The sequence below is a fragment of the Acinetobacter sp. 789_lipA genome (assembly GCF_058242845.1).
Genome location: NZ_JBZAYS010000001.1, coordinates 575,675 through 587,658, shown reverse-complemented (window position 1 = coordinate 587,658; position 11,984 = coordinate 575,675). Strand labels below are relative to the sequence as shown.

The 11,984-nt window shown below is 38.8% G+C and carries 12 protein-coding genes, 3 tRNA genes, 2 pseudogenes and 1 CRISPR repeat array; of the genes and pseudogenes, 5 read left to right on the top strand and 12 right to left on the bottom strand.

Features of this window, described 5'->3' with window-relative positions; translation table 11 throughout:
- Window positions 1-11: 11 nt before the first annotated feature.
- On the top strand, window positions 12-932 hold the full coding sequence (locus tag AC4CUZ_RS02820) for a response regulator transcription factor (protein ID WP_419381058.1): 921 nt from the start codon (window positions 12-14) through the stop codon (window positions 930-932).
- A 160-nt stretch (window positions 933-1,092) separates the two neighbouring features.
- Window positions 1,093-2,258, top strand: a protein-coding gene (locus AC4CUZ_RS02815; RefSeq protein ID WP_085944217.1) for an IS3-like element ISAba22 family transposase whose coding sequence is annotated in 2 segments (ribosomal slippage) — window positions 1,093-1,351 and window positions 1,351-2,258 — 1,167 coding nt in all. Because the reading frame shifts where the segments join, the coding sequence is not laid out codon by codon here.
- 158 nt (window positions 2,259-2,416) lie between these two features.
- Here AC4CUZ_RS02815 and AC4CUZ_RS02810 read toward each other — a convergent pair.
- The 3 genes from AC4CUZ_RS02810 to AC4CUZ_RS02800 form a co-directional block, all read right to left on the bottom strand.
- The gene (locus AC4CUZ_RS02810) at window positions 2,417-3,427 is read right to left on the bottom strand and encodes a formamidase (protein WP_004756684.1); all 1,011 of its coding nucleotides are present in this window, start codon (window positions 3,425-3,427) and stop codon (window positions 2,417-2,419) included.
- A 255-nt stretch (window positions 3,428-3,682) separates the two neighbouring features.
- Entirely contained in the window at window positions 3,683-4,483 is an 801-nt protein-coding gene (locus AC4CUZ_RS02805) for an EF-hand domain-containing protein (RefSeq protein WP_004756685.1), read from the bottom strand.
- Between the two features lie 64 nt (window positions 4,484-4,547).
- On the bottom strand, window positions 4,548-4,781 hold the full coding sequence (locus AC4CUZ_RS02800) for a TonB-dependent receptor (RefSeq protein ID WP_004756687.1): 234 nt from the start codon (window positions 4,779-4,781) through the stop codon (window positions 4,548-4,550).
- Between the two features lie 41 nt (window positions 4,782-4,822).
- Here AC4CUZ_RS02800 and AC4CUZ_RS02795 point away from each other — a divergent pair.
- Window positions 4,823-5,913 (top strand): IS4-like element ISAba33 family transposase gene (locus AC4CUZ_RS02795; protein ID WP_115736667.1). Its coding sequence is split into 2 segments (ribosomal slippage): window positions 4,823-5,363 and window positions 5,363-5,913, totalling 1,092 coding nucleotides; the frame shifts between segments, so codons are not numbered across the junction.
- Window positions 5,914-5,958: 45 nt separating this feature from the next.
- Window positions 5,959-6,527: direct repeats of the CRISPR family, unit length 29 nt; unit sequence GTTCACTGCCGCATAGGCAGCTTAGAAGA.
- Window positions 6,528-6,630: 103 nt separating this feature from the next.
- On the opposite strand, the gene AC4CUZ_RS02790 is transcribed toward AC4CUZ_RS02795, so the two are convergent.
- From AC4CUZ_RS02790 to AC4CUZ_RS02775, 4 genes and pseudogenes are all read right to left on the bottom strand, one after another.
- Window positions 6,631-7,377, bottom strand: a complete 747-nt coding sequence (locus tag AC4CUZ_RS02790) for an ATP-binding protein (RefSeq protein WP_004756692.1) — start codon at window positions 7,375-7,377, stop codon at window positions 6,631-6,633.
- Window positions 7,378-7,387: 10 nt separating this feature from the next.
- Window positions 7,388-7,930: a DUF1376 domain-containing protein gene (locus AC4CUZ_RS02785; RefSeq protein ID WP_262471444.1), complete on the bottom strand. Its 543-nt coding sequence runs from the start codon at window positions 7,928-7,930 to the stop codon at window positions 7,388-7,390.
- Window positions 7,931-7,997: 67 nt separating this feature from the next.
- Window positions 7,998-8,246, bottom strand: coding sequence for a hypothetical protein (locus AC4CUZ_RS02780; RefSeq protein WP_114836484.1), 249 nt, complete (start codon window positions 8,244-8,246; stop codon window positions 7,998-8,000).
- Window positions 8,239-8,874: pseudogene (locus AC4CUZ_RS02775) on the bottom strand (site-specific integrase); the annotation flags it as partial. The pseudogene AC4CUZ_RS02775 and the gene AC4CUZ_RS02780, both read right to left, overlap by 8 nt.
- A 71-nt stretch (window positions 8,875-8,945) precedes the next feature.
- Here AC4CUZ_RS02775 and AC4CUZ_RS02770 point away from each other — a divergent pair.
- Window positions 8,946-10,036, top strand: a protein-coding gene (locus tag AC4CUZ_RS02770; RefSeq protein WP_088631513.1) for an IS4-like element ISAba1 family transposase whose coding sequence is annotated in 2 segments (ribosomal slippage) — window positions 8,946-9,486 and window positions 9,486-10,036 — 1,092 coding nt in all. Because the reading frame shifts where the segments join, the coding sequence is not laid out codon by codon here.
- Here AC4CUZ_RS02770 and AC4CUZ_RS02765 read toward each other — a convergent pair.
- A pseudogene (locus AC4CUZ_RS02765) lies at window positions 10,016-10,609 on the bottom strand (Arm DNA-binding domain-containing protein); the annotation flags it as partial. The gene AC4CUZ_RS02770 and the pseudogene AC4CUZ_RS02765 overlap by 21 nt on opposite strands.
- Window positions 10,610-10,632: 23 nt before the next feature.
- Entirely contained in the window at window positions 10,633-10,842 is a 210-nt protein-coding gene (locus AC4CUZ_RS02760; protein ID WP_005401915.1) for a hypothetical protein, read from the bottom strand.
- Window positions 10,843-10,955: 113 nt separating this feature from the next.
- On the opposite strand from AC4CUZ_RS02760, the gene AC4CUZ_RS02755 reads away from it, so the two are divergent.
- Entirely contained in the window at window positions 10,956-11,183 is a 228-nt protein-coding gene (locus AC4CUZ_RS02755; protein WP_005401914.1) for a helix-turn-helix domain-containing protein, read from the top strand.
- 475 nt (window positions 11,184-11,658) lie between these two features.
- On the opposite strand, the gene AC4CUZ_RS02750 is transcribed toward AC4CUZ_RS02755, so the two are convergent.
- From AC4CUZ_RS02750 to AC4CUZ_RS02740, 3 genes are all read right to left on the bottom strand, one after another.
- Window positions 11,659-11,734 (bottom strand) — tRNA-Gly (locus AC4CUZ_RS02750).
- A 37-nt stretch (window positions 11,735-11,771) separates the two neighbouring features.
- Window positions 11,772-11,847, bottom strand: a tRNA-Gly gene (locus tag AC4CUZ_RS02745).
- 41 nt (window positions 11,848-11,888) lie between these two features.
- Window positions 11,889-11,964 (bottom strand) — tRNA-Gly (locus tag AC4CUZ_RS02740).
- Window positions 11,965-11,984 lie beyond the last annotated feature (20 nt).

Here is an 11,984-nt window from a genome sequence, read left to right as displayed (position 1 = left end):
GTAAGGTGGACATGTTGGAAAGTATTTTGATTGTGGATGATATACCTGAAAATCTAAGTCTATTGCATGAGAGCCTGGATCAGGCTGGCTATCAGGTACTTGTGGCGACCAATGGATTTGATGCAATTGAGATTGCGCATCGCATTCAACCCGACATGATCCTGCTCGATGGCAGTATGCCGGAAATGGATGGCTTCGAAACCTGCACTCAGCTTAAAGCCAGTCCAGTGACTGAACATATTCCAGTAATCTTTATGACCGGGCTGACAGAAACCGAACATATCCTCAAAGGCTTTCAGGTCGGTGGGGTAGACTATGTCACAAAGCCTTTAAATATTGATGAAGTTCGGGCACGAGTAAAAACCCATTTGTTACAGGCTCGTTTAATGCATCAGCAGCGACAAATGCTGGATGCTACAGGTAGTGCGATTTTATCGCTGAATCTGGAAGGTGAAATTATCTGGCAGACCCCAATCGTCAGTGAATTACTGAAAAATCATCAGGTGGATGTACAGCATTTTCAGTCCAGTTTGAATAAGTGGCTACAGGACTTGCTCAAGCAGCCAGATCAAGCACATTTACTGCATGGTCAGTATGGTCATGGACATCAGGAGTTACAGCTTAACCTGCTTACCAAACTGTATGCAGGGCATATCTCTAAACATGTCTTGGTACAGTTGAAAGAGCAGACCCAAATGCCGAGCGCAGATGAAATCGCGCAGGCCTGTCCAAACCTGACGCCGCGTGAAGCAGAAGTGATGCATTGGGTCACGATGGGGAAGACCAACCGGGATATTGCCGAGATCTTACAGCTCAGCCCACGTACAGTGAACAAACATCTTGAGCATGTCTTTGAAAAGCTCTATGTGGAAACGCGGACAGCTGCGGTATTGCATGTCATGTCAGCCTATCAAAATCAGGCAGTGGCTTAGTTTTCCCTTAGTAGAGGAATCCTAGGAGGATCTGCGACCTCTCCCCAACCCTCTCTGACTTGGAAGTGTCTGGTCTATGATGCACATCCACATCTGATGTGTGCTGAAAAAACAGGAGGTTTTAACTTGGTAAACTAAACACACTCATCAGGAGTTTACCATGAGCAAGAAACACAAGACTTACACCACAGAATTTAAAGCTGAAGCCATCAAATTAATTGAAGCCAATCAAGGCAATGTCTCGGAAACAGCTAGACAACTTAGCATTTCAATGCAAACTCTTTCAAATTGGAATACCAAAGCAAAGGCTGGAACTTTAGCAGGTACAAAACAGTATTCACCTGATCTAAACGCTCTACTCGAAGAAAATAAAAAACTCAAACAACAGCTCAAAATAGCTGAAATGGAACGTGAATTTTTAAAAAAGGCAGCAGCGTACTTTGCCAAAGAAAGTCAGTAAGGTACGCCTATATGAAACAAAAAAGATATTCTTTTCCAATTACCTTAATGGCTCGATTACTTCATGTTTCAGTTTCATGTTTTTATGATTGGCTCAAGAGAGGCGTGAGCAAAAGAACGATTCAACGAAATCAACAGACGATATTGGTGAAAATAGCCCATGAGGAGACAAGGCAGAGCTATGGTTATATTCGATTAACCAAATACTTACAAGCTCAGGGTATAAAAATGAGTATGTACGCTGTACGTCAGATAAAAGCGCTGAACCACCTGTATTGTAAGCGACACAAGCGTTTTAAAAGGACTACGAATAGTGACCATAATCGAGCGATCTATGAAAACCTGCTGGAGCAACAATTCTCAATGACTAGACCAAATCAAGCATGGTCAAGTGATATTACGTACATATGGACTGTTGAAGGATGGCTGTACTTAGCAGCGGTAAAAGACCTTTACACGAAGCAAGTGGTTGGCTATAGCTTAAATGAGCGCATGACAGCACAGCTTGTTTGTAATGCGCTAAATATGGCTATTCACAATCAAAAACCAACCAAAGAACTGATTGTGCATTCAGACAGAGGAAGTCAATATTGCAGCCATGAATATCGAAATATACTTGAGCAATATGGTTTTCAAGGTTCAATGAGCAAGCGCGGAGACTGTTACGATAATGCACCGATTGAAAGCTTTTGGGGAATACTGAAAAATGAGTTAGTGCATCATTACAACTATCAAACCAGAGAAGAAGCCAAAGCAGATATTATAAAATACATTGAATTATTTTATAATCATCGAAGAATTCAAAAGGGTTTGGGTTTTAAGACACCAAATCAAATGGCCGAAGACTTTTATAAGTTGGCTGCCTAGAATCTCCCAAGGGAAAGTCTCCTGATAATTCAGCGTATATCATAACAAGTCGAGTTGTTAATCCATTAGCATTGATTTTAAAACAAAACCCTCTCATCCAACACCATTTCTGATGCGATATAGAGAGGATTTGTTTTATCGTAGCGCTATGCTAAAAATTATTTTTTCGGCATAGGTCCAAGTTTTACGCCATCCGGATAATATTTCCAGCCATCACGAATTTTGATTTTGTCATCCCAAGGTAATTTATACTCTCCTTTGGCCAGATCTTCCACCCAAGTCAGGTAGTTGGCTTTTTCACCACCAGGTTTTCCGACATAAGCGCGGCAACCCAGATTGAAAATATTATTTTCAAGTGCCCAGTTCTCACGTGCCTGATCTACCAAACGTGGGAAAAGTTCTGCGGTCACAATTTCCCAGGGGTTACGATGGCCTTGCTGAATGACATTACCATCATAATTGCAGATAGTACCTTCACCGAAGTAATAGAATACATTGTCATAACCTGCGAGATTGACAGAGACAGTGTACATTAGGTTTTGCCAAGCATTGGTTCTATTGGTCCAGATCCACTGATCGTTGACTTGTGTAGAATAGCCGGAAATCCGAATATAGACATTACATCCTTTATAGGCTGCTTCACGGGCCAATTCTGGGAACATGCCGTCATGACAGATACATACTGCTAGTTTTGAACCTTTTGGTCCATCACATACCGGCATACCGTAATTGCCAGGAGACCACGGTTCAATCGGTACCCATGGTTGTAATTTGCGGTAATGTAATGCAATTTCCCCTAGATTATTGACAATAATGGCTGTGTTATAAGGTGCTTTGCTCGGATCTTCATTTTTTTCCATCAAGGAAAATACTGCCCATACATCATTTTTCTTACAGGCATCTTTGAATTGCTGGATTTCCGGGCTTTCGATGGTTAATAGCATTTCATCATAAGTCCAGATTGCCGTATTTAGGCCCTGAGTTGAATACTCTGGAAATACAATTAAGTCGAGATCTGGATAGCCTGCCTTGGTATTGGCCAGTGCTGTACAAATCCTGTCAACTTGCACTTGTATATCTTCAGGTCCCTTGATCACAGGTACTGGATATTGGATTGCTGCAACAAGTAGGGCCTCTTCTGAAGCACTTACACTTCCGGTACTCGCCATGAGAATTCTCCTGTTTTTGGTCTACACTTTTGAAATAAGGTGCGTTGTTTACCTATGCAGTTAAATTCTCATTTTTCTATTATTTTGATAATACGTAATATGACTTATATGGGTGAAAATTTAGTCTTATTATTTTTTAATTATTTCAAAGCATTGGGTGATAGAAAATCACTTAAGAAATACAAAAAAACTGCCCCAAAATGATTTTAGGGCAGGGTATTCGTGGGAAAAATTTAAAATTGACCAGAGCCAGATTTACAGCTCATTTGCCTCAAGACGACCATTTTTATTGGCATCAAAATGCTTGAACAATAGTTTTGCATAGGCATCTACATCTTTACTGCTGATGGTTGCCTTATTATTTGCAATGGCTTTGAATTGTTCGGTGAAAATAGTTTGATATTCTGCTTTTGCTTTTTGCAGATTTTCATCATAGCGTTGCATGAACTCTGTGACATATTCCTGTTCAGATAAAGTCAAATCGTGGTTTGCATCGGTATGGAAATATTGCTGATCGCGTTCTTTTAAATAATCGCCTAAAGTCACAAAACCTTTATCGCCACCATACATCTGGATAAATTCGGCAATACTATTTGCCATTGGCATAGCCAACGGTGTGGTAATACGTAAACCATCATGTGTACCTTGTGCAGCCGGTGCAAGTTTCTGGTCTTCGGCATTGATAATCCCATCCTGATTTTTATCAAATCCGCCAAATGTTTTTAACCCTGTTTCCTGAAACTCCTTCAGTGTGATTTTGTCATCTTTATCCTGATTAATCACACCAAAACGTACATGTGCCTGTTTTAAAGACATTTCACGACGTTGATCGATAATAGACTGTAATCGGGCATTTTCAAATGCTAGATACTGTTGTAAATCAACTTTACTATGTTGTTGAAATAATGGCTGATAATCTGCAACGAAGTTTTTAACAAAAGTGGCTTGGGTACTGTCCTTGAGTTCGCTATGACTTAAGCTATAAAAGCCCAGACTTTGTTTATAAAGATCAGGTTGGGGCGCAGCTGCAAAACTTATGCTAGTGCATAAAGTCAAAGTAATCAGTGCTGAAAGAGAACGTTTTTCATATCAAATGTTCCAGAAATATCAATAAGGATGTTTAAAATTTAAATTCAAGACTTGCAACGACATTACGGCCTGGCTCGGCAGCACGGTCAATTAACGTTGCCTGATCAGTACCTGATCCTATCAGTGTACCGACACTTGCATAGTTCCAATAGGTTTTATCAAACATATTGTTAAATGCCACATTCAGCTTGGTATATTTATTAATATTCCAATAGCCGGATAAATCAAAAATTGTCTTTGTACACGACAAAAAAAGATAACTCATTGAAATAATGGCATAATACTTGTTTTCTGACGACGAATATGATGACACATTTCAATGAGTTACATCTCATCTTAAACAAATATCTAAAGTGGAACAAGTCACATGTAAAATGTTTTACACTGATTATGATTGCATTAATTGTAAAACAGACATGTAATCTTTCTTCTGCATCTAAAGCCTTACCCATCAAGTGCTTACCACAATCATTTTATCGACGTATACAACGCTTCTTTGCAGGTCAGTATTTTGATTATCGTCAAATTTCTCAGTTAATTTTCAATATATTTTCATTCGACAAAGTGCAACTGACTTTAGATAGAACCAATTGGAAATGGGGAAAACGAGATATCAATATCTTGATGTTAGCCATCGTCTATCGTGGAATAGCGATACCTATTGTTTGGACATTGCTCAATAAACGTGGAAATTCAGATACAAAAGAGCGTATTGCTTTGATTCAACGCTTTATCTCTATTTTTGGTAAAGACCGTATTGTGAATGTGTTCGCAGACAGAGAATTTATCGGTGAGAAATGGTTTACATGGTTAATTGAAAATGACATTAACTTCTGTATACGTGTTAAAAAAACTTTATTGTGACCAATCACTTAGCCAGGAATCATAAAATTAGTGATTTATTTCGTCATCTTCAAGTTGGTCAAACTGAATGTCGTAAACGACGTATTTGGGTTGGTCGAGTAAAACTGTATATTAGTGCGCTACGATTAGAAGATGGAGAACTTTTACTTGTTGTTTCTCCTATGTTTAATGCTTCTGCTATTCGTGATTATGCATTACGCTGGGAAATCGAAACCTTATTTAGTTGTCTCAAAGGACGTGGATTCAATCTTGAAAATACTCGTTTAACAGACCCTGGACGAGTCAAGAAATTGATAGCAGTGCTAGCTATCGGTTTCTGTTGGTGCTATTTAACAGGTGAATGGCAACATGATCGAAAAAAAGCGATAAAAATAAAGAAGCATGGACGACTTTCAGTAAGTTTATTTCGCTACGGTTTGGACTATGTTCAAATGGCTATTCTACGTTTGATTGGTTTTGGAAAAAAAGAAGAATTTAAGAAAGTGCTAGCAATTTTAAGAAAGAAAAAGCCTGATAGGACAAGGATCCTATGAAATTTGTCGTGTACAGAGTAAATTAAATTAATACGAGCATTAATGGTTCACTGCCGCATAGGCAGCTTAGAAGTGTGGAAAGATCGGCATTAGTTTCGCATACCAGTTCACTGCCGCATAGGCAGCTTAGAAGAATTAAAAAACTCCGATATATGGAACGCCTATGTTCACTGCCGCATAGGCAGCTTAGAAGTTTCAAATGATTCATGCATAACAAGCTCCTTTGTTCACTGCCGCATAGGCAGCTTAGAAGATAAAAAAACCGCCCTTTCGGACGGTCTCTAGGTTCACTGCCGCATAGGCAGCTTAGAAGACCAATAATGCATATTGAGTGGGGTTCTGTTTGTTCACTGCCGCATAGGCAGCTTAGAAGATAGGTGGGCCATGTTGAGAGTGATGTATAAAGTTCACTGCCGCATAGGCAGCTTAGAAGACTAACAGCACCTTCGGGTGCTTTTTTAATGTGTTCACTGCCGCATAGGCAGCTTAGAAGAAGCCTATGTGCATTCACACCCAAACACATCAGTTCACTGCCGCATAGGCAGCTTAGAAGTACCAGCTATTGCTAAGTTTTTAAATGTTGATGTTCACTGCCGCATAGGCAGCTTAGAAGTATTATTTTCAGTTATACTTATGGAAGCGAGATATTCTGTAAGTAATTCTTGTAATAAAAAGCCAATTATCTCGGAAGATAATTGGCTTGAGCAAAGAGTTTGGCTATCCGATTATTCGTCGATCATCCCAATAACACGGTACTACAATCAAATTGTTTTCATGTAATCGTGACCATAATCGGATACCTAAATCCCGCTGCATATTTTGGACTGTGAAATTGGAAATTAGTAGAGTCGACTTCATACTGTCATAACGGCTATATAAAACCTTATGTACCATTTCTAGACGTTTTTCATGCCGGTCATGCAGGCCATATTCATCAATCACTAATAAATCAAAACTGGAGAAATGGTCGATAACTTCCTTCTCAGAACGTGAAGGATCAGACCAGGTATCCATCATTTTTTGAGCAATTTCTGCACTGGTATAGTAGCGTGCAGATTTTGTACTGTTATGCAGAATGTTGCGAATGATTGATGCACTCAGGTGGGTTTTGCCTGTACCCGGTGTACCAATCATCAACATGTTCGGGTTGTGGTCAGAAATAATCTGCTGTGCAAAAGCCTGACATAGTTTGATGGCATTGTCTTGTGCAGTACATGCAACTACATAATTCTTGAAGCCACGATCCAGGTAGCGTTTATTGAGTCCTGAATTTTTAATTTTCTGCTGTAGTAATCGCTGTTGCAGTTCATTCTCATAAGCCGCATGTGAGTGATGGGCGGTTTCTTTGGCACACAATTTACAGAGCCTGTGACCTGCAATTTCTATCATGGGTATATGATGGGCAGGGCAAAGTGTTTCCGTTGTTTCTGCGCGAAACTGGAGTGTTTTAAGGATGGTATTCATGGCTGATCTCCTAAATCCATTTTGAATTTTCTAAAAAACTCTCATTTTTTTCTTCAAAATTTGAAGATGAAGATGAAGATGAAGATGAAGATGAAGATGAAGGGCATGATTCAAGTATAACTTGAGTAATACTCGAGCTCTTCTCAGGACCTGCTTGAGCATTTACTTTTTGTTGCTTAGTTGATGCTTGAGCATTACTTGCGGATTTCCCCCAACGTGCTTGAGCTGCATTTTTAGCTTTATCAGATTTCATTTGCTGATTTTGCAATGCCTGGCTTTTTAAACTGGTTAAAAAATTTGAATGAATCTGCTCAGATTCGACTTCAAACAATTCAAGGGCCAACAGCGTATTCAATAAAGTTTTAGCTTTGGTATGTTGCGATAATTTTGTGATGCTACATACAGTCGCTAGGTCATGAGGAATGGCACCATTTTTCCAGAAATCCATCATTAACAGCAGTGTTGCACCGATTTGTTCTACAGTCATTCGTGCGAATTTTGCCTGTAAGTCGCCAATATAAAGTGGCATCCAAATTGAAATATCTTTATGCATGGGTTTACCTTTTTATGGGTATAAGGGGCTAAGGTCATCAATTTGATGACCTTGTATATTTATTAGATCAGGGAGCTAGATTTATTAACCGGATACGGGCTTGTTGGGCTAAATCATCGTAATGGGCTTGTCCATCATCTAGCATTCGCTGTAGCCAAAGTCTCAACGCCTGATGGTCATCGAAACATTTGTTAACTTTCAGCAAAAAGGCCAGATTGTGCAGTTTGGGAATTTGTAGCTCATAGATTAATTCACGAGCGACCATATCTGCTTCTGGGCTGACGACCACACCACCAAAGAAAGCCTTACTATTCATGTGCAAGCTCCTCTGTATTGAGTTTTTCTAGCATGGCTTCAAAAGCACTGCCATCGCGACGTGTAACATTGGGGATGTAACGGCTATAGACCCGAAACAGCATTTCAGTGGTTGAATGTCCCAGCTGGCGTGCGATCCACTCCGGGTTCTCGCCTGCCGACAGCCAGAGTGTTGCTGCTGTATGGCGTGTTTGATAAGCACGACGGGGCTTTAGCCCTAAAAAGCGTAACAGGGGATGCCAGACACGCTTGCTTACCAAGCGATAATCGAGAGGCCCACCATCACGATTACAGAAGACAAAACTGGATTTACCATTATTTAAGCTTTTCTGTTGTAGAAAGGCCTGATAAACCCGATCACTCATTTGTATGGTACGGTCAGAACCATAAGTTTTGGTTCCACCAAGTTCCCCATTTACTAACGCTTCTCTGATATGAATTTCACGGCGTGGTAAGTCAATGTTCTTCCATTGAAGGCCATCAATTTCACTAGTACGCATGCCCGTAAAAAAGCGGATGGTGTAATAAGGTTTAAAGTCATCACGTACCGTGGTGATAATTTTATGTACATCCTCCAGAGAAAAAGGTGTGACTTCAATTTTACTTTCTTTCAGATTGTTAATATTTTTCTCTGTACACGACAAAAATAGATAACTCATTGAAATAATGTCATAATAATTGTTTTCTAACGACGAATACTATGACACATCTCAATGAGTTATATCTTATCTTAAACAAATATCTAAAATGGAACAAGTCACATTTAAAGTGCTTTGCGCTCATCATGCTTGTGATTATTTTAAAGCAAACATGTAATCTTTCTTCTGCATCTAAAGCCTTGCCCATCAAGTGCTTACCACAATCATTTTATCGACGTATGCAGCGCTTCTTTGCAGGTCAGTATTTTGATTATCGTCAAATTTCTCAGTTGATTTTCAATATGTTTTCATTCGACCAAGTGCAACTGACTTTAGATAGAACCAATTGGAAATGGGGAAAACGAAATATTAATATCCTGATGCTCGCAATCGTTTATCGTGGAATAGCGATACCTATCCTTTGGACATTGCTTAATAAACGTGGAAATTCAGATACGAAAGAGCGTATTGCTTTGATTCAACGCTTTATAGCCATTTTTGGTAAAGACCGTATTGTGAATGTGTTCGCAGACAGAGAGTTTATCGGTGAGCAGTGGTTTACATGGTTAATTGAACAAGACATCAACTTCTGCATTCGTGTTAAAAAAACTTCATTGTCACCAATCATTTAGGAAAGAATCATAAAATTAGTGATTTATTTCGCCATCTTAAAGTTGGTCAAATTGAATGTCGTAAACGACGGATTTTGGTTGGTCGGGTGAAACTATATATAAGTGCACTACAGTTAGAAAATGGAGAGCTTTTACTCGTCGTTTCTCCTCAGTTTAATGCCAATGCTATTCAGGATTATGCATTACGCTGGGAAATTGAAACCTTATTCAGTTGTCTCAAAGGACGCGGGTTTAATCTTGAAAATACGCGCTTGACAGACCCTAGACGAGTGAAAAAATTGATTGCGGTGTTAGCTATAAGCTTCTGTTGGTGTTACTTAACGGGTGAATGGCAACATGATCAAAAAAAAGTGATAAAAATAAAGAAGCATGGACGACTCTCAATGAGTTTATTTCGCTATGGTTTAGACTATGTTCAAATGGCGATTCAGCGTTTAATTGGTTTTGGGAAAAAAGAAGAGTTTAAGGAAATTTTGGCAATTTTAAGAAGGCAGAACCCTGATAGGATAAGGGTTCTGTGAAATTTGTCGTGTACAGAGAATATTTTTATAAGGCGACTCAAACTCGTATCGTTCAGCCGCATCATTCAGTATCATACGTAAAGGCGTCATGATTTGATTAATCCTAGATGCTTTCAGACTTGTTTGATTTTTTCCGTGTGTCACTTTGGCGAGAGAGGCACGGAAGTTCAGCAAGTCTGACTTCTTAATTTTTGTTAAAACAAGATTACCAAAAGCAGGTAACAAGTAATTTTTAATGACAATCGCTACTTTTTGTTGATAAGAACCTCTCCATTCAATTTGTTTCTGTTTAAACCACAAAGCTGTAAAATCTTTGAAAAGTGGCACTTGTGTTTGTACTGCAATTTGTTGACTACGTTTTTCTTTGAAGTCATCAATTTTTTTACTTTTAGGAAAATATTTTTCATATTCAAAAGTACCTAAAGTGATTTCAGCTTCCAGTTGTTCTAGACGCTTCTTTAGTACTCTTCGGTTGTATGCGTTATCTTCAAGGCTCGTTGTTTCTCTGCATCGAATACCCATATAACGGAAGTCAGCAATGAGCCTTCCATTTCGTTCGCGGATGCTAGCCATATTCATAGTTCCTCTATAGTCAATTATTGAAGAGCATCCATGCTTAAACCTGTAAATTTCAGCATTTCCTTTTCGATACGCTCCCAGACAAAGAGAATCTTGCGTCCACCAAAAGGACGAATATAGTGAACACCTTCAATGAAGACGCTATCTTTAAGTTGATTGCGAATAGTACGAGCGTCGTACTGAATTTTTTCAGCCAGCTGTTGGGCTGTAAGATAGGTATATGACATAATAAAAGCCTCTGATTTTTTACTAGTTAAATAGGAAAAATTATCCCTAAAACGTAAATTATCATATTTTTATGTCTTTGCAAGTACTTTTTATTATCTAACTAGGAAATTTTATGATTATTTCAAACTTGGCAGTTTTGTTGGCAGAAAGAAAACTAAAAGTTGCTGATCTGGTTAGAAGCACTGGAATTAATAAATCTACTTTACATAAACTTTATAATGATGAGTCTGTAAGAATTGATTTTGAGACAATTGATAAGATTTGCACAGCACTAGAGGTAGAGGTTGGAGATTTATTGATTTTTAAAAAAAATATTAATAATCAGTCCAGTGAAGAGTAGTTTGGTCACCGATGGTCACTTTGAAATCTTGATTGGTCACAAAGTAGATATGAAATTTGAACGATCGTTAAAATTTATCTAGATAATTTGAATTGATTTATTTAAAACTTAGACGAATATCTAAAAATGAGCTTTTTTAGGTAAAAATTTTGGTCACCGATGGTCACTTTAGAAAAGTGATTGGTCACAAACTTAAGAAATAAGTTCAAATTTTTTTTTGGGGGGATTCGATTTTTTAGGCCTCTATTTTAAATCTAAACAGTCTAAAATTGTATGTAAGTGAGTAGCGTTTGAGGTCATTTAAGGTGATTTATATACGGTGTGGCACATAATGGTCACATTTTGGGCACTGAATATAGAGCTGGGCAGTAAAATTTATAAGTAGGCTTTAGTAGATAATTGTAATTAGATGAATAAATATCAATTAAATCAACAATAAAAAAGCCCTAATCTTTCGATCAGGGCTTTTTGAATCTGGAGCGGGAAACGAGACTCGAACTCGCGACCCCAACCTTGGCAAGGTTGTGCTCTACCAACTGAGCTATTCCCGCGTATTGAGCAGTTTTTGCTAAAACTTACACTAAAAAATGGAGCGGGAAACGAGACTCGAACTCGCGACCCCAACCTTGGCAAGGTTGTGCTCTACCAACTGAGCTATTCCCGCGTATTGAGCAGTTTTTTCTAAAACTTACACTGAAAAAAATTTGGAGCGGGAAACGAGACTCGAACTCGCGACCCCAACCTTGGCAAGGTTGTGCTCTACCAACTGAGCTATTCCCGCATAGCGCTGTATGATACAGC

Bases quoted from the DNA above. Each gene is read 5' to 3' on its own strand.
- AC4CUZ_RS02780 (WP_114836484.1), bottom strand. From the start codon at position 8,246: ATGAATAGTAAGGCTTTCTTTGGTGGTGTGGTCGTCAGCCCAGAAGCA.
- AC4CUZ_RS02800 (WP_004756687.1), bottom strand. From the start codon at position 4,781: ATGAGTTATCTTTTTTTGTCGTGTACAAAGACAATTTTTGATTTATCC.
- AC4CUZ_RS02790 (WP_004756692.1), bottom strand. From the start codon at position 7,377: ATGAATACCATCCTTAAAACACTCCAGTTTCGCGCAGAAACAACGGAA.
- AC4CUZ_RS02755 (WP_005401914.1), top strand. From the start codon at position 10,956: ATGATTATTTCAAACTTGGCAGTTTTGTTGGCAGAAAGAAAACTAAAA.
- AC4CUZ_RS02760 (WP_005401915.1), bottom strand. From the start codon at position 10,842: ATGTCATATACCTATCTTACAGCCCAACAGCTGGCTGAAAAAATTCAG.
- AC4CUZ_RS02820 (WP_419381058.1), top strand. From the start codon at position 12: ATGTTGGAAAGTATTTTGATTGTGGATGATATACCTGAAAATCTAAGT.
- AC4CUZ_RS02785 (WP_262471444.1), bottom strand. From the start codon at position 7,930: ATGCATAAAGATATTTCAATTTGGATGCCACTTTATATTGGCGACTTA.
- AC4CUZ_RS02810 (WP_004756684.1), bottom strand. From the start codon at position 3,427: ATGGCGAGTACCGGAAGTGTAAGTGCTTCAGAAGAGGCCCTACTTGTT.